Origin of the sequence: Flavobacterium mesophilum (assembly GCF_039581405.1) — a bacterium.
Classification (GTDB): Bacteria; Bacteroidota; Bacteroidia; order Flavobacteriales; family Flavobacteriaceae; genus Flavobacterium.
On record NZ_JBCPXZ010000005.1, the window covers coordinates 448,671 to 468,414 of the forward strand.

General features: G+C 36.6%; 7 protein-coding genes. All 7 read right to left on the bottom strand.

What is annotated here, in order from left to right:
* Positions 1 to 84: 84 nt before the first annotated feature.
* The 7 genes from sov to AAYQ19_RS17730 all read right to left on the bottom strand — a co-directional run bounded on the left by sov (position 85) and on the right by AAYQ19_RS17730 (position 19,726).
* Positions 85 to 7,308, bottom strand: a complete 7,224-nt coding sequence (sov, locus tag AAYQ19_RS17700) for a T9SS outer membrane translocon Sov/SprA (protein ID WP_343538062.1) — start codon at positions 7,306 to 7,308, stop codon at positions 85 to 87.
* A gap of 23 nt (positions 7,309 to 7,331) precedes the next feature.
* Positions 7,332 to 7,913, bottom strand: coding sequence for a Holliday junction branch migration protein RuvA (gene ruvA / locus AAYQ19_RS17705; protein WP_320569900.1), 582 nt, complete (start codon positions 7,911 to 7,913; stop codon positions 7,332 to 7,334).
* A gap of 64 nt (positions 7,914 to 7,977) precedes the next feature.
* A complete protein-coding gene (locus tag AAYQ19_RS17710) occupies positions 7,978 to 10,269 on the bottom strand; it encodes an NADP-dependent malic enzyme (protein ID WP_343538064.1) in 2,292 nt (763 codons plus the stop codon).
* A 159-nt stretch (positions 10,270 to 10,428) separates the two neighbouring features.
* Complete coding sequence (locus AAYQ19_RS17715) at positions 10,429 to 10,854, bottom strand: CBS domain-containing protein (protein WP_343538066.1); 426 nt, start codon at positions 10,852 to 10,854, stop codon at positions 10,429 to 10,431.
* Positions 10,855 to 11,101: 247 nt separating this feature from the next.
* Positions 11,102 to 13,105 carry an OmpA family protein gene (locus AAYQ19_RS17720; RefSeq protein ID WP_343538068.1) on the bottom strand — a complete coding sequence of 668 codons (2,004 nt, stop codon included), beginning with the start codon at positions 13,103 to 13,105 and terminating at the stop codon, positions 11,102 to 11,104.
* 11 nt (positions 13,106 to 13,116) lie between these two features.
* On the bottom strand, positions 13,117 to 14,031 hold the full coding sequence (locus AAYQ19_RS17725) for a PorP/SprF family type IX secretion system membrane protein (protein WP_343538070.1): 915 nt from the start codon (positions 14,029 to 14,031) through the stop codon (positions 13,117 to 13,119).
* A gap of 52 nt (positions 14,032 to 14,083) precedes the next feature.
* Complete coding sequence (locus AAYQ19_RS17730; protein WP_343538072.1) at positions 14,084 to 19,726, bottom strand: T9SS type B sorting domain-containing protein; 5,643 nt, start codon at positions 19,724 to 19,726, stop codon at positions 14,084 to 14,086.
* Between the last annotated feature and the right edge of the window lie 18 nt (positions 19,727 to 19,744).

The following is a 19,744-nucleotide window of genomic DNA, read 5'->3' on the forward strand; positions in this document are numbered from 1 at the left end:
ATAGTATGTTTGAAAATTGATAATTTAATAATTAAGTCACAAATGTAATAATCTTCTAATAAAATTTGGTTCAGAATCCTAAATTTAATTTCCGAAATTATATCTGAGCGTAAATCCTGATCTAATATTTGTAAGCGGGAAAGAAGTCGAAATAACTGCTTTTGAAAATGAATGGTCATAATAAAATATCGCTGTCAAATTTTTGCTGAAAGCATAATCTGCAGTTAATTTTAATGCCCAAATATTTTGACCTGCCGCCAATTGATTATTGTCATAATCTAAATAACGCACCAATGTCTGGTTATTTCGATATGAAAAATCAGCTTTTATGTTAATGTCACTTTTAATAATTCCTGTTGGGCTATCTGCCAATTTAGATGAGAAAATAACATCTTTGAAACGGTATCCCATACCAACAACATATTCAACTCCTCTAACCTCAGTCAACAAATTATTGTCAAAACTCATTGACAATGCTCGATCTCTTTTAACTTCTGTAAGCAAACGGAATGAATTTTTCAACTCAAAATCGACACGAATCAGCGGGCTAAATTGTTCTACTAAATTGACGTTTGACATGATGGTTTGATTATAGAAATTCGTATTGACATCTTGTCCATTCGGATTTTCATAATAATCAAAATTAGATCTAAACTGGTTAATCGTGTACGATGCACGGTAATTGTGTTGCAATGAGAAACGTCTAAATTTATCTTTGAAATATTTATAGCGCATCAAACCATTGTATTTTATGCTCCAGTTTGGAATCGGGAAACTTCTAAATATATCAGTTGAGCTGCTTGATGCATTTCCCCCTGAATATGCTGCCAAAAATGAAGGCAATAAAACCGACTGATTACTTTTTGTAAAACCAATTGGATAACCAACATTTGCTGTATAAATAGCGTAATTTGGATCTCCAACTGCCGGAATTGGATTGTTTGCATCTCCATATCTCGGTATTGGAGCTCCCGCACCATAATGTTCTTCAGCCAAACGGTTTGCAATAACCAGACGATTATTTCTAAATTCATCAAACGCAGCAGATTCAGTTTCATTGCTTGTCGCAAAAGATGTTTTAATCAGCACCGTTGAAATCGAAAACATTCCATAAGTATATGGTGATAATGGCGTATATTCTCCATTTATCACACTATATTGTTCTGATGAATTTTGCGAATAAGCACGATCCATAGCCAAATCAATTTTTAAATCTGGCAGTAAATCAACATTTGCTGTTACTTTCAAAAGCTTGTTTGTAACCTGTGTGAAATTTTGGTTGAAATTTTCATAATTTGTCAACCAGCCATTTTTTGCAGATTCATAACGAACATCATCTTGGCTTCCAAAAATAAATCCTAATGTAGGTTTTGATGTACCGAAGAAACCAATACTAGGCGTATAACCCGGCAATACGGTTCCGCTATTTTTAGTATAGTTGATTTGAACATTTTTCACACTTGTCAAAACACCAATCAAACCGTCATAAAACGGACTATTATTAGCTACCGCAGGCTTAGCTTGAGTATTTACCACCTTTTCTCCTGGTTTTGGCGGACCAACAGGTTGTTTAGGTTTTGCTGCTTTTTTAGCATCAGGAGTAAGTCCAAGATATTTATACAACAAATTCATATTTAAAGCTGTTGTGAGCGTATTTGAATTTGCATTCTGAATCGTATTTCCTAAATTATATTGGACTCCATTGTCATCAACAAATTCAGCCATTGCAGTAGAAGAACGTTGCCAACTGTAATCTGCTTTGTATTCATAATTTGCTTTTACAAAACTAAAAATTGGAATTTTATTGATCGGAATTTCATAATTCAACACTAACTGTTGTATGTGCTGATTTGGAGTTCCTAAATCAAAATAATCGTCCCAGATATTAAAATCTTCTTTTGGCGTTTTATCTTCATTCAAATAATTTTTCACAATATTATTCGAAGCCGCTGTGTATGTTAATTTTAAAGATTTGGTCAAATTAAAACCAAAACCATATTGATAATTAAAGGCAAAATTTCGTCTATAAAGCGGATCAAGGCCAATTCCTTCTACTTCAACAAGTCTATATTGCTGACGATTGCTTTGTCTTAAAATATTGGTGTTGAATGTAATATTTGAAGGCAAATAATTAAAATTGAAATCACTCAGCATTTTCCAATAATCACTTTTTTTCATGAATTTAGTTTGCTTGAATGGTACAACTTCTTTTGGCTGAAAAGTATACGCATAATTCACTGCTGAATTTGATTGTTGATCGCGATAATCTTCCACTTCATAATCATGACGTGCCACTTCATTATAAGATTGTGAAAACGTGAAATTTTCTACATCATAAACATGAGGTTTTTGTTCTGGAGCTCTATCTTTTCTAACACCAATAAAGTTAATACTCTTGCGTTTTGTATAATCTACTGCACGAGTTCTAATATTGTCTTTTTCTGCCGGATCAGTAGTCTCTTTAATCAATTGATCTAATTTGATATCCTGATTAAACGGATCATATTCTGGCGTAATAACTTCTTCACCAATAGCATAATTGAACGGCAAATTAATTCCCCATTTATGAGGCATTAATTTTCCTAAATTCAAATTGGTAACAATATTATATTGCTGGATATCTTCTCTGTCTCTTTCGTTTGCGCCTTGTTCTAAAGATCCAAAACCAATTGTACTTTTTCTTCCGGTCGCAGAAACTGTTGCAAAATCAGCCATATTGGTATCCACATTCAACAATGCTGCCATTCCGCCTTTATTGTCCAAATCTGACATTCGAAGCTCATTGAACCAAACCTCTCCCTTTAGATCTTTATGATCTGTCCTACTCTTAACTCCGACCATTAAATTTCTGACCAAACCAAAATTCGGATTTCCTTTAATACCTAATCTCAATTTACTGTCACCATCACCTCCACTTGAAATCAAATCTGGATCATCATCAGGATAGTATACTCCATTAATATCTCTTTTTGGAGAATTCACATCCAAAGGCATTGCCTTGATTTTCATACGAGTCAATAATTCAAGCGCTAAATCAATGTCGTTTTCTTCCATCCAAACCAAATCTGGGCTTATTGTACAAGAACCTCCTGTTGGCGTCACTTTTAAAGGAATTTCGACTTGATAATAGTTTTGCGTAAAGTCATTACCAAAACGAATAAAACCAACCATTTCATCGTCTAATAAATTTGCTTCATTTGGCAATGATTCTGCGTGCAAAAACATTTTTAATTTTTTGTATTGACGCATATCAACACTCACATTCTTGAAAACTGCTCTTGAATCTAAATATTGCAATCCACTACCTGCAATTCGAACGGCTAAAGCCTGCTCATTTTGGTTGATTACGGTATTATTGTTATACAATTGCTCTCTTTGAACTCCAGGAGGCATTACATAATTTACAGGACATTTTGTACCGTTTTCCTGAATATTAACTGCTGCAACATCAAACTGAACGCCATCATCATCTGGATTTGGATCGTTTGCATCAAGTGTTCCTGTATATTTTCTCCATTCACCTCGCACTAAATCCAATGCTCCAAAACGAACTGTCATTTGATCATTAAAGCCAGTCATGAACATACGCATGAAACGAATCGATCTAAAATCAGATATGTTTCCAATTGTATTTTGAGGTGATGCTACCGGAATCTTAAACTGAATCCATCTTGCCGTTGTTGTTCCGCCGTTTGGTAATTCAACATTGGTTACTTCACGGATATCAGTAATATAATTTGACCCAACTTGCATTCCAGGTTTAAGCTCTACACTATATTCATAGTAAGCATTAATCGTACTCATAGTATTGTCACGATTAATATCCTCTACATCTGGCAATGTTGTTGATCCACGATTTGGGTCATCGATACTTACAGCTGAGTTCCCTTCTGTTCCATTATATTTTTTATAACGGTTGATGACATCTCCATCTGTATTTAGGTAATATGTATAATTATCCGCTGCAGGGTCATTTTCTCCTGCATAATTAGTATAAATAGAACCTTCCTTAGCATCGGGCAAACCATCAAGACCGACGTCTTGGTTTTTACGATTATCTGTATTTGTGTCAAATGCATAAATCAACGACTGAGAAGCTGGCACATCTCCCCAAAGTGGTTGCGGATTTACCATTACTTGATCAGGGCCTAAACCATTTTCGTATTGTTTTCTACCATCTTTTAAAACATCTTCTGAAATTTCACCTAAGTTGAAATAAATTTTTCCCGTATTATTTGCCGGCGCTTGTCCATTTCCAACATAAGGATCTAGTACCCAAAATTGAATATACTCAACATTTCCTTGCTCAAAGTTCGTAGAATTTAACGAACGCATAATCCCTCCGAAATTAGAAGACGGATTGTTCGTTCCAAAATTTGGATCATTGTTATAAGGCCCTCTGTCAGATGGGAAATACGTCAAATCAAGCGTGTTAATTACTTGAATCTGCCCTTGTGCAATATCTGTATTTGGATACAACTCTTTACTATAAATTCTTCGGGTTGTATTTAATGACAAATCATCATTTGAAATTCCACTCGGTTTTGAAGAATAAAAGACCGGATCAATCGTGTACCATGCCAATTTTGCACGTTTGAAACCGTAATCTAATGTACTAGAATTAGCATTAAAAGTATTGTCGTTTATTGAACCCAAAAAAGGTGTCGAAGCCAAACTCCATGCATAAGCAGATCTCATATCAATAGTGGTTTGAGAACCTTCAAAGTCATCAACATAAATAGTTGCTTCACCTTCAAAATCGCTTGCTTTTGGAGCATCAGGTTTTAAGAATGCGACTTCACCACGGATCGAAAGATTTGACGGAACATCAGTATCGATATTAGGCAGTTTGTTTACTAATCTAGTAAAAAAGGGAACTTCTGTCGCATAATTCCCATTGAATCCAAAAATTGTATTGTTTACAGATTCCTGGCCATAGCTTGATTTTTGCGTAAATGGCTTTTCAGTCATTTTCAAATAAGAACCTCCTACAACAAATTTATCTGAAATTTTATGCTCAACATTGAATCCTATAAACCTTCTAGTTTGTTGCCCAAAAATTGAGTTATTCTCTAATGAAACTTCAATTGGTGTATTTGAAGCTTGAAGCGAAGGATCTAATATTTGAACACGTCCTAATTGATAATCGACACTATAATCAATTCCTTCAACCAATCTTCTTCCTGCCGCCATTACGACAACTGATCCTTGAGGCACGTTGAAAGCACCGATTGGAATTCCGCTACTTCCTGAAGATTTATATTTTCCTCTCAACAAGAATTTATTTTTATCACTATCCTGTAAAGCCCCCGATTGTGTATTACGATACATGTTTCTAAACACGTATTTCTGCTGATTCGCATTATAAGTACTTGGATCGTTATAGGTTTCGCCAGAACCTTGGTTTTGCAATTTTTTAAACAACAATTCTCCAAAAGGCTCTTTTGTAGTAAAGATAATTCTACCATTTTGAACATCTACCGTAATACCAGGCAAATAATCAAAGAAACCATCTCCTCCAGTTTGCGGATCATTATTATAATTCAATTTATCCAAATTAAACACATTCAATAAAGGCGTTTGATCTACTTTATTATCTGCTGTTGGATTGGATGGAAAAGAAGTTCCTGTAACCGGCGTAATATAATTTATAGGAGAAGGATCTGTATATAAAATATTCATTCTAAAATCATCCTGCTTGATTTGATAAGCTTGCGGAATTTGATAAACGTTTTTCATCATCAAGTTCCAAACCGGATTTTGTACGTTTGTCAAATTGCTCTTAAGCATTTTCAAAATCAAACTTTGTGTAATGATTGCCTGATTCGAATTATTACTTCCCGTCACAACAGTTGCATCAACTCCGTCACTTCCAAATTCCCCTACCTGATAAATTTTGCCCCCTTCAGTATATTCGTAAGCAACAGCCAAAATTTCGTCATTTGCCAAACGTTGTTGCAACGATATATATCCTAATTGTGGGTTGAAAGTAAATTCGTTTGCTGTTAATTTTCTAGCATTTTCTAATATCGAATAATCCGTTCCTTCACTAACATTTGTATTGTTAAATCCAGACTTAGCCGTAACAATTTCCCTAATATTCGAATTTAAAAATGAACCTGGCTGGCCAATTGCCGCAGGATCATAAGCATTGTTCTCATTTTCCGCAGGAGAATCAATAGGTTTTGAGGGATTAAAGAATCCAGTTGTTGAACTGATAACAACCACTTCATTGTCTGGCACATCACTAAGACGTCCTTCACCTAAATCCTGAAGTGCAACTACGTTACGAAGATTGTTGCTGGTTGTACTTACTCTATTTTGTTTATTAGTTACCCAAACCTCGATTCGAGTAATCTGAACACGGCTATTTATTACAGGATATGTTTTTAATGACTCATCATATTTATCTCTAAAATATTGTGACAAGAAAAAGTGTCTGTCATTGTCATAATCTAATGCATACAAATCAAAGTTTTGAACGGTACCACCTCCTTCGGCTACAACACTCTTAGTTTGTGATTTTTGTTCAGAGAAAACACCCGTAATTGTTGTTCTACCAAATTGCAATTGCGTTTTCACACCAAATAAACTTTGTGCGCCACGAATCAAGGTACTATTCAAAGGCATGCTAACATTACCCACTTCAACTTTCTGAATAATATCATCTTCTGAAGGTGTGTAGGCAAGTTTAAATAAGTTTTGAAAAGCAAATGTAGACTGAGTGTCATAATTCGCATTTACATCTAATCTTGTACCTACTTTCCCCATCAAACTCATGCTGATACGTTGATCAAAGTCAAATGTTAGACTGGATCTGTTTCTTGGCGAGAATGAAGGATTATCTTGTTTTGTATAACGTATCCCCAAATCCATTTCAACTGAACCTGTTGGCTTTACGTCAATTGTATTACTTCCAAAAACACTTTCAAAGAAATTTGAATTCACGTAATATCTCGGCAATAGATTCTTCTTTGCCGCTTCACTGCCTGCTTTTTTTCCATCAATTGCATCGGATTTTTTTTTGAAATAGTCTCGTCGAGATTCTTTCAAAACTAATTCCTCATATTCTTTAGGAGTTAAAATAATAGGATAATTGACAGGAAAACCATCAACTGAATTTGTATAAATATAACGATCAGATATTGGATCGTATTTATATGCCGACAGTATGCTTGGAGGATCTTTCAGTTCTACTTTACCTGTAGAATACTGAGTTTTGGTTGTATCTTGAACTGCTGGATTTACTTGCGCTCGCAAAACATTGCCGCAAAATAAAACCAGTAAAAAAATACAAATTTTACGCATACAATTGGTTTATGTTAGTTGTGTTACAAGCTTTTTAATGCTTTTTTGATGATGGTTTCGGCTGTAGCTTCTGGATCTTCCTTAACAATCCTTTCAACTACTTTTTCAGAAGCTTTACGGACAAATCCTAAAACTTCCAATGCAGATAACGCTTCATCTCTGTTTGTATTGTTTTGAATTACTGAAACTTCATCCAAATCATACAATTTTAACACTTTTTCTTTCAAATCAAGTATAACTCGCTGGGCAGTTTTGCTGCCTATTCCTTTAATTGACTGAATAACTGCTACATCTCCAGATGCAATAGCATTTATAATTTGTTTCGGTTCTATTGAAGACAGCATTGTCCTCGCAATATTAGCGCCTATACCAGAAACCGACAATAACATTCTGAATATTTCACGCTCTGACTTTTCTACAAAGCCAAATAAAGTATGCGCATCTTCTTTGATTTGAAGATGCGTATACAATTTTATAAAATCAGCATTCGGAATTAACGAAAAGGTATGCAAAGAGATATTTACATGGTATCCCACTCCACCACAATCAATTACAACTTCTGTGGGATTCTTTTCAACTAGTTTTCCCTGCAAATGTGCTATCATAAAAATAATTTATAGTACCAAATATACATAAAAAGTAAGACAATACTCTTATCCTTTCTGTAGCCTATTGGGCTAATTTATTTTTTTTATTTTCTTTTTCTTGAGCATCAATCACAGCAATTGCTGCCATATTTACCATTTCTTCAACACTTGCTCCTAATTGGAAAATATGCACTGGTTTGCCAAGCCCCATCATGATTGGGCCAATTGAACCTGCTTTATTTAATTCTTTCATTAACTTGTAAGTAATGTTTGCTGCTTCCAAATTAGGGAATACCAATGTATTTACTTTTTTTCCTGCTAATTTAGAGAATGGGAATTTTTCCTTAAGCATTTCTGAATTTAAAGCAAAATCTGCTTGAATTTCACCATCTACAATCATATCTGGATGATTTTTATGTAAATAAGCTACTGCCTCTCTTACTTTTGAAGCATTTTTATGTGTTGAAGACCCAAAGTTTGAGTAAGAAACCATTGCAATAACTGGCTCAATACCAAACATTTTTGCTGTTTTAGCCGTCATCAATGCAATATTTACTAAATCTTCAGAAGATGGATCGATATTAATTGCTGTATCTGACAAAAACATTGGTCCACGTGCCGTAAGCATCATGTTTGCAGTAGCAACAAGTGAAGCGCCTGGCGCTTTTTCAACCAACTGAAGCATTGGTTTTACAACACTTGGATAACTTCTTGAATATCCTGTTACGACAGCATCTGCTTCGCCTTCGTTTACCATCATCGCAGCGAAATAGTTTCTTTCGCGCATAAATTTCTGAGCATCAAGTAACGAAACACCTCTTCTTTCTCTTGCTTCCCAATATGAATTTGCAAAACGATTACGTCTCTCTTCTTCTTCATTTGTTTTAGGATCAATGATTTCTAAATCTGCATCAAATCCTAATTCAGTTTTTAATTCTAAGATCGTTTCTCTATTTCCTAATAAAACCGGAATACCAATTCCGTCTTCATGTACAATTTGTGCCGCTTTTAATACATTTAACTGATCAGCCTCTGCAAAAACAACTTTTTTAGGATTTAATTTAGCACGGTTTGTAATCAAACGCACCATTTTATTATCGTTACCCATACGTTCGCGAAGCTTATCTTCATAAGCAGCCCAATCCGTAATTGGATTTTTCGCAACTCCAGATTCCATTGCTGCTTTTGCAACTGCAGGAGCTACAACTGTAATCAAACGTGGATCAAACGGTTTAGGGATAATATATTCTTGTCCGAAACCAAGTTTTGTCGCGCCATAAGCTACGTTAACTTGTTCTGGAACTGGTTCTTTTGCTAAAATCGCCAAAGCTTTTACCGCAGCCATTTTCATAGCTTCGTTAATTTTTCTAGCTCTTACATCAAGTGCTCCTCTAAAAATATAAGGAAATCCAAGTACGTTGTTAACCTGATTAGGAAAATCTGAACGTCCTGTAGCCATAATAACATCTTTACGAGTTTCTACAGCTAAATTATAATCGATTTCCGGATTTGGATTTGCCATTGCAAAAACAATCGGGTTATCTTTCATTGTCAATAACATTTCTGGCGATAAAATACCTCCTGAAGATAATCCAATGAAAACGTCAGCGCCTTTTACAGCTTCTGCTAATTCAATCTTTGGACCATCAATAGCATATTTTAATTGTAAGTCTGAAAGTGAAGGATTGTCTTTTGTTAAAAGTCCTTTACTATTATACATTAAGATGTTTTCTACTTTTACACCTAATGAAACATATAAATCTGTACAAGCAATTGCCGCCGATCCTGCACCAGAAACAACCATTTTTACATCTTCAGCTTTTTTACCTGCTAATTCAAGTGCATTAATTAAAGCAGCCGAAGAAATGATTGCTGTTCCGTGTTGGTCATCGTGCATTACCGGAATATCTAATTCTTCGATAAGTCTTCTTTCGATTTCGAAAGATTCCGGAGCTTTGATGTCTTCAAGATTAATTCCTCCAAAAGTTGGAGCGATATTTTTTACTGTCTGGATAAACTCTTCTACATTTTTTGTATCTACTTCGATATCAAAAACGTCAATATCAGAGAATATTTTAAATAATAAACCTTTCCCCTCCATTACAGGTTTCCCTGCCTCAGGTCCAATATCTCCAAGTCCTAAAACAGCTGTACCGTTTGAAATTACAGCTACTAAATTTCCTTTTGCTGTATATTTATAAACGTCTTCAACGTTTGCTGCGATTTCTAAACATGGCTCTGCAACACCTGGCGAATATGCCAATGACAAATCTCTCTGGGTTGCGTATTTTTTTGTTGGAACTACCTGAATTTTTCCTGGAGTCGGCTCTGCGTGATACAGTAGCGCTTCTCTTCTTTTACTCTCTTTGTTCATTATTTTTAGCTTTTATTCTAGCTTACAAAGATATAAGTCTTAGTTTAAAATGGGGCGTTTTTAGTGCTTTCTTTTGTTAAAATAACAATATGAGGTGTCAAAAAAAAATAGTCCTTCAAAATCAGGACTATTTATAAAAGTATATTTTCGGATTTTCTTTTATTGCGAAATATAAGAATTCAAGTGATGTATAGTATCTTTTTGAATCTCAATAATTGCCTTTACAACATCACTGATCGAAATAATTCCCACCACAGTTTCATCTTCTAAAACAGGCAAATGTCTGAATCTTTTTGTGCTCATCAGCTCCATACAATCTTCAATATTATTTGAAAGATTTACGGTAATAACATTGCTTTCCATAATTTCATGTACAAAAGTTTCTTTTGACGATTTATCCTTCAAAACAATTTTTCGAGCATAATCCCTTTCAGATAATATCCCTTTTAGGTCAGTTCCATCAATTACAAGAATTGCCCCTATGTTTTTTTCGCCCATTACTTTCAATGCTTCATAAACTGTTGTAGTTGAATGTACGGAATAAACATTTCTCCCTTTTGCGTTTAGTATTTGATTTACAGTCATATCTGAAAAAATTTAGTTTTATAAAGTTATAAAAAAATTAAAACAATTTGTTGCCAAAGCAAACTTTTTAAAAACCTAATCAATTCATTTTAAACAAAATACATCTATTTTTTATTTTTCAAAATTATCCCGCAAAGAATGAAATCAATAACGAGCGTTTTTTGTGAAAAATAAGTTTTTTTAACGCTTTTGTGTTTCAAAAAAAAAGAGCTTTTTCCATAAAATTGAAAAAGCTCTTTTTTTGATATTACAGACCTACAATTATAAATTCACTTCGTCTGTTTTGCTGATGTTCTTTTTCGGTGCATTTTACACCGTCAGCACATTTGTTTATTAATCTTGATTCACCATATCCTTTTGCAGTTAATCGGTTGGCGTCAATTCCTTTACTTATGAGCCAATCTTTGGTCGACTGCGCTCTTTTATCTGATAAAATCTGATTGCTTTCAGATGATGAACGGCTATCTGTATGTGAACGAATATCTAATTTTACATTTGGATATTGATTCAAAACATCAACGACTTTCTGCAAATCTGGTTCTGATGTTTTTTTGATTGTGGCTTTTCCTAAATCAAAAAAGTTCATCGGAATATGAAGCAGTTTCGCCAAATCTGTACCTACTTTTATTGGGCCAATTTTCACCGGTTTTACTGCTGTTTTTTTAATTTCAATAGTTTTAGCTACTAAAGGCACAAATACTTTTTGTATAGTAAAATCCAAAGTAGTTTTGCCATTTTCTTTTTTAAGCACTACCGAAACATCTTTTAATACATAATCATTTTTCGAGGCTCTTATCGCATATTTTTTACCACATTTTATCTTTGGGAAAATGTAATTTCCTTTTTCATCTGTTACAATTGTTGCAAGCAGATTTAAATTTTCATCAAACAATGCCAAAGTTACATTTGATAAAACCTCATTTGATTCAGTATCCGAAATTGTTCCCATTAAATCCTGTTCACAAACCAATCTCTTTATTTCGGTGAAACGATAAATATCATCTAAACCGTGCCCTCCGTCTCTATTAGATGAAAAATATCCATTTCTATTTTTGCCCTCAAGTGTAAATCCGAAATCGTCTTGTTTACTGTTTACTGGTTCTCCAACATTTTGCACATCATCTTCGATCATATTGTCTGGATTTATTTTGGTAACAAAAATATCAAGTCCGCCAAGTCCTGGACGACCATCCGAAGCAAAATAAAGTTCATTTTCAGCCGAAACAAATGGAAAAGTTTCTCTTCCTTCGGTATTAATTATCGGTCCTAAATTTTGAGGTTGACCAAAAGTTCCGTCTGCATTTATTGCAACTTTAAATAAATCCGATTGTCCTAATGTTCCAGGCATATCAGAGGCAAAATACAATGTTTTTTCGTCGATGCTTAAAGCTGGATGTGCCGTACTATATTGATCGCTATTAAAAGAAAGTTCTTTTTCATTTACCCATTGACCATCAATAAAATCAGCTTTATATAATTTTAAAAGTGTTACTTGCTTGTCGTTTTGACCTCTTTTTCCGTCGGTGAAATTATTTCGAGTAAAATACATTGTTCGGCCATCTTTTGTAAAAACTGGCGTTGACTCGTTGAATTTTGCCTTTTGATTTTTGCGAAGCAACTTTGGATTACCAACGCTTCCATCAGGCATCAAATCCGCACTATATAATTTAGAGAATGATTTGTTTGTCCATTTAAAACTTGTTTTCGTAACTCCACCCGTATCTCTGGCCGAAGTGAAAACAATTTTTTTGTCATAAATTATACTTCCATAATCTGAATAAGGTGAATTTATTCCGGCATCAGCAATTTCATATCGTCCTGAATTAAACTTAATTTCGTCCAGGTAGTTTTTCTCATTTCTAATCAAAGAAGCCCTTTTTTCTGAGCCTGCTTTTTGATTGAATTTTTCTAAAACTTCATTTGCTTTTTGATAATTCCCTGACGCTTTTAAACACTGAGCATATCGATATAAATATTCAGATTCCTGCTCTTCATTCATTCGGAATAATTCATCATACCACTGCAACGCCGATTGTAACTCACTCAAAAAATAATAGGAATTAGCTAGTCTTTGCAATATCTTTTCATCTTTTACTCCTTTTTCTACAAGACTTTCGTATGCTTTTATGGCATCTGCGTAAGCATAATCCTCGTACTTTTTATCTGCAGAAGTTATGTTCGTCGTTTGTGCATTTGCATTGAAAAAAAGGCAAATAAACAAAACAGAAAAGCTTAAAATTTTAATTCTCATGATGTATCGAATTAGAAGAATCTTGGAGAGATCATTTTTTTATAACTGTTGAAAAACTCGTAACGAAGGAAAATCTCATGAGATCCCGAATTGTATCGTCTTAAATTTGTTGTCTCGTGATCATATCCGTAACCAATGTACATTCCTTTTGATACCTGAAAACCCGCCATTGCACTTACTGAAGCACTCCAGCGGTATGCAACACCTAAAGTAAATTTATCATAAAACATGAAATTACCCGAAACGTCCACTTGCAGAGGTGCTCCTTGAACCATTTTAGTCAATAATGCTGGTTTGAATCTTATATATTCTAATTTATCCAGATTAAATACATAACCTGCCATGAAATAGTAGTTTATTTTGTCTTTAAGAATAGCAGTCGTATTATCATCATAACGATTGGTTTCGATAAAGTTAGGAACAGAAAAACCTAAATAAGCTCTATCAGAATGCCAATAAACTCCGGCACCAATATTTGGAGAGAATTTATTTTGCAAATCTTGAAATTGTTCTTCTCCTTGATTTTCAAAACTCAATTTGCTCACATCAAGATTAAAAATATTTGCGGTTGCTTTTATTCCGAAGGAAAGCTTAAAGGATTCAGAAGTTGGAATGCTATAAGACAAATCTGCAGATAAAGTGTTTTCAACCGTTGGTCCGATTTTATCATTGACTAAAGAAGCACCTAATCCTAATTTGCTGTTAGTGCTTAAAGGCGTATTTAATGAAAATGTACTTGTTTCTGGTGCGCCATCAAGTCCGATCCATTGTGTACGATACAATCCAAACACGCTCAAAACACCACGTGAACCCGCATAAGCAGGATTCACCGAAATTGTATTATACATATATTGCGTATACTGCGCATCTTGCTGAGCGGAACACACAACCGAAAAAAACATGAAAATTAAAATTAATTTTTTCATTTAGTAAGCTTTAAAAAACGGCTCAGCTAAAAGTCAAGCCGTTTATTATTTTTTATTTATTTAGATACAAGTAACCTGATTGCTCGTGCTGATTTGAATCAGAATCTTTATATTTCAACGTATAGAAATACGTTCCTCCTGGCAATCCATCTGATTCTTTTATCGTTGCACGTCCTCCTGAGAACCCAACAAAAACGCGGTCTTCATTGTTGTAATGATCAATATCAAATACCAAGACTCCCCAACGATTGTAAATTTCAACCGTATTGTCCGGATAACATTCTATTCCTTGAATATAGAATCTCGCATTTTTCAAATCTCCATTTGGAGAAAAAGCATTCAGCACTTTTACCTTACAGCCATCTAAATCCAATACTGTTGGATTATCTCCTGTATTGCTTACATCATCAGATTTATCTTCGGCTTCAACTCCTCTTGCGCTTTTCCCAAGAGCAGTCGCCTGATTGCTTACTTTACCTGCAATAATATCACTTTGAGTAATTTTATATTTAGCTGTGAAATTACTTTCATTTGATTCACCAACCTCCAAGTTAATTGCTTGTCCAGAAACCACAACACCCGGTAACGGATCTGTAATTGTAATTCCTTTTAGTGCAACGTTACCTGTATTGGTTACTTTAAATTTGTATGAGATGGTTTCGCCTGCATTTGCAAATCCATTTGCATTTTCATCATTAAATACCGCTGTTTTGATAATCGCAATATTTGGAACTTCAACAAAAACATTCAATGTTGATGAACTACAATTTGATGAATTTGTTTTTTCGCATACTTGATAAACTAAAGTATAAGTTCCTCCAGGTGTATTTGGTTTCACATTTACTGTTCCGTCTGCATTAAATTCAAAATATGGACTTTTTGGTGTATTAGAAATCACCACATTTGTCGGATCAATCGGCAGGCCGTTCCATAAATCATTATCCAAAATATTTACAAATTCAAGTTGTCCATTAACACCATCAACACTTACTTGTAAATCATCTTTTGTAATAATTTGCGGTGTTGGTACAGGATCTTCTGAATTCACCACTGTTACATTAACAACTGCTTGACTGCAATTTGATAAATTTGAAGCTTCACAAATTTGATAAGTCAATTGATAAGTTCCTGAAGACGTTCCTGATTTTACATCGACAGATCCATCAGCATTTAAAATCAAATTAGGATTCGCAACAACTGTACTTAAAACAACTGCAGTTTGATTAAATGAATTTCCGTTTAAACGGTCATTACTGAATATATTTAATGCTGTACTAATGCCTTTTTTAGCATCAATTGGTCCTGCATTATCATTATTAGCTTTGATCTCAAATGTTGGTCTTGCATTACATTGAGGTGTGGCCGGTGGATAATTTACAACTACACTTACTGTAGGATTTAATGAAAACTCTACTGTTACACCAGTTCTAGTTTTTTCAAATCCGTCTGCACCTTCAATCCATTGTCCATTTGCCAACAACCATCCTGGCCAGTCAACTCCAACTCCATTACCATCTACTATTGCTCCCGGCCACAAAATACTGCCACTTAATGGTAGATTCGTTTGCGTTGCAACTACATTATTATCACTGTCAATCCATTTTACAGTCAATAAATTGTTTGTTGTAAAATTATCTGGTGTAACGCTATATGATACATAAGGAACATCATTTGAGCAATAACTATTTGCCGTTACTGTCATTGTTGGAAGAACCACTGTAACTTTAACTTCAGCCGTCTTACAATTTGTTGTATTTAGTTCACAAACTTGATATGTAAGTCCATAATTTCCTGCTGGTGCATTTTCTTTTAAAACAACCGTTCCATCTGGATTTAAGCTTAAGTATCCTGTTGGATCTGCTACAGTAACTGAAAGATTTACGTCAGAAGCTGTAATTGGTAATCCATTTTTAGTATCGTTTCCTAAAACATTAATAACATTTACTGGATGATTAACTCCTGTAATTGGTCCCGCTAAATCATCTTTCAATACTAATAAATCTCCCGTAACAATGATGTAACTTTTCACTGTATCGCAGTTCAATGCATGGTCGTTGTCGCAGATCGAATATTCCACTTCGTAGCTTCCAGAAGCTGTGCCTGGAGCCACCGTAATCGTCTGATCAGAATTAAGCGTCAATCCTGTCGGCAATGTGCTGATCAACGTAAAAGTCACTTTTCCAGCACCAGTACCTACTGTGAACGGATTTCCGTCAAGCGTGTCGTTTGCTGTAAGCGAAATAGTCGTTCCTCCATTGTTGCTGTTTATTGCTATCGTAGTTTCAGTTACCGCGTCGATTACTGGAACCAAAACTGGAGTTACAACAGGAGCTTTCACTGTCAAGCTCACTGTCGCCGTCGAGCAGTTCGATGCATTGGTCTTGTCGCAGATCGAGTACGTCAACGAATAACTTCCTGCCGGAGCGTTTGCTCCTAGTGTCACTACTCCTGTTGTCGGATTCAGAACCAAATATCCTGAAGGATCCGCAACTGTTGTTGTGATTTTCACTTCCGATGCCGTCAACGGCTGTCCGTTTCTGGTATCGTTGTCCACAACCGTGATGATCGTCTGGGCTGTATTTGATGTCGTCACAGATGCCGGAGAATCGGCATTGGCAACCAGGACATCACCTGTTACTTGAACATAGCTTTTTACCGTATCACAGTTCAATGCATGGTCGTTGTCACAGATGCTGTATTCTATTTCGTAGCTTCCAGAAGCCGTGCCCGGAGCTACAGTTATCGTTTGATCGGCATTAAGCGTAAAGCCTGTCGGCAATGTGCTTACTAGACTGAATGTTACTTTTCCAACACCAGAACCTACTGTAAACGGATTCCCGTCTAGCGTGTCGTTTGCTGTAAGCGAAACAGTCGTCCCTCCATTGTTGCTGTTGATAGCAGTCGTGGTTTCCGTAACTGCGTCGATTGCTGGAATCACAATCGGAGCTGTCGCTGTCAAGCTCACTGTCGCCGTCGAGCAGTTCGATGTATTGGTCTTGTCGCAGATTGAATACATCAACGAATAGCTTCCTGCCGGAGCGTTTGCTCCTAATGTCACTACTCCTGTTGTCGGATTCAGAACCAAATATCCTGAAGGATCCGCAACTGTTGTTGTGATTTTCACTTCCGATGCCGTCAACGGCTGTCCGTTTCTGGTATCGTTGTCCACAACTGTGATGATCGTCTGCGCTGTATTTGATGTCGTCACTGATGCAGGTGAATCGGCATTGGCAACCAAGACATCTCCCGTTACTTGGATATAGCTTTTTACCGTGTCGCAGTTCAATGTATGGTCGTTGTCGCAGATGCTGTATTCTATTTCGTAGTTTCCAGAAGCAGTGCCCGGAGCCACCGTAATCGTTTGGTCGGCATTCAGCGTCAATCCTGCAGGCAATGTGCTTACTAGACTGAATGTTACTTTTCCAGCACCAGAACCTACTGTGAACGGATTCCCGTCTAGCGTGTCGTTTGCTGTAAGCGAAACAGTCGTTCCTCCATTATTGCTGTTGATAGCAGTTGTTGTTTCCGTAACTGCGTCGATTGCTGGAATCACAATCGGAGCTGTCGCTGTCAAGTTCACTGTCGCCGTCGAACAGTTCGACGTATTTGTCTTGTCGCAGATCGAATATGTCAATGAATAGCTTCCTGCCGGAGCGTTTGCTCCTAGGGTTACAACTCCTGTTGTCGGATTCAGAACCAAATATCCTGAAGGATCCGCAACTGTTGTTGTGATCTTCACTTCCGAAGCCGTCAAAGGCTGTCCGTTTCTGGTATCGTTGTCCACAACCGTGATGATCGTCTGGGCTGTATTTGATGTCGTCACAGATGCCGGAGAATCGGCATTGGCAACCAGGACATCACCTGTTACTTGAACATAGCTTTTTACCGTATCACAGTTCAATGCATGGCCGTTGTCACAGATGCTGTATTCTATTTCGTAGCTTCCAGAAGCCGTGCCCGGAGCTACAGTTATCGTTTGATCGGCATTAAGCGTAAATCCTGTCGGCAATGTGCTGATCAACGTAAAAGTCACTTTTCCAGTACCAGAACCCACTGCGAACGGATTCCCGTCTAGCGTGTCGTTTGCTGTAAGCGAAACAGTCGTTCCTCCATTGTTGCTGTTGATTGCCGTCGTGGTTTCCGTAACTGCGTCGATTGCTGGAATCACAATCGGAGCTGTCGCTGTCAAGCTCACTGTGGCCGTCGAGCAGTTCGATGCATTAGTCTTGTCGCAGATCGAATACGTCAACGAATAGCTTCCTGCCGGAGCGTTTGCTCCTAGGGTTACAACTCCTGTTGTCGGATTCAGAACCAAATATCCTGAAGGATCCGCAACTGTTGTTGTGATTTTCACTTCCGATGCCGTCAACGGCTGTCCGTTTCTGGTATCGTTGTCCACAACCGTAATTATTGTCTGGGCTGTATTTGATGTCGTCACAGATGCCGGAGAATCGGCATTGGCAACCAGGACATCACCTGTTACTTGAACATAGCTTTTTACCGTATCACAGTTCAATGCATGGTCGTTGTCACAGATCGAATATTCCACTTCGTAGCTTCCTGAAGCTGTGCCCGGAGCTACAGTTATCGTTTGGTCGGCATTAAGCGTAAAGCCTGTCGGCAATGTACTTACTAGACTGAATGTTACTTTTCCAGAACCAGTGCCTACCGTAAACAGATTCCCGTCTAGCGTATCGTTTGCTGTAAGTGAAACAGTCGTTCCTCCATTGTTGCTGTTGATTGCCGTCGTGGTTTCCGTAACTGCGTCGATTACGGGTCTTTCAATAATTATTTTCACTATTGCAGTATCGCAAATACTTGAATTTGCAGAAATGCAAATTGTATACGTAATCAAATGCGTTCCTGCAACTGTATTAGGAGCAACTGTTATAGTTCCGTCAGAATTAAAAACTATTCCTGCTGGGAGCAAACTTGTTGAAACAGTAACATCCGTTGACACGAATGAAGATCCATTAATTTTATCGTTTGCAAAAACAGTAGAAATAGTTCCACCTGCTGCACCATTAATTGGAGATGGCGTATCATCTTCTGCACAGATATAACTTGGAACTGTTACGTTTGAAGAAGCCAACGATTGACAACCTAAATAATCTGTAACAGTATAGTTATAAGTATTTCCAGGGATTAGACCTGTAATTGTTGTTGTAGCAGTATTCCCTATTATACTTCCAGGATTAATAGTCCATGAACCTGTTGGTAAACCACTTAATTCAACACTAGCAGTTGATGATGTACACGTAGGCTGTGTTATTAATCCAACAATTGGGCTTGCAATAGAAATTACCGTCAACTGAAGCTCCTGATCCGCCGTGCATCCGTTGTTGGCCACCGTATACGTTCCTGTCGCTGTATAATTAGTCGAGTTTGCCGGCCAGTTGTATGTATCTCCAGAGCAGATCGCAGCCGTCGTGATGATTTTAGCAGGCTTCGGAGTCACCGTCAACTGCAGTTCCTGGTCTGCTGTGCATCCATTGTTGGATACCGTATAAGTTCCTGTCGCGGTATAATTCGTTGAGTTGGCAGGCCAGTTATATGTATCGCCAGAGCAGATCGTAGCGGTCGTGATGACTTTCGCCGGCTTCGGAGTAACCGTCAGCTGAAGCTCCTGATCCGCTGTGCATCCGTTGTTCGACACCGTATAAGTTCCTGTCGCTGTATAATTGGTAGAATTCACCGACCAGTTGTAAGTGTC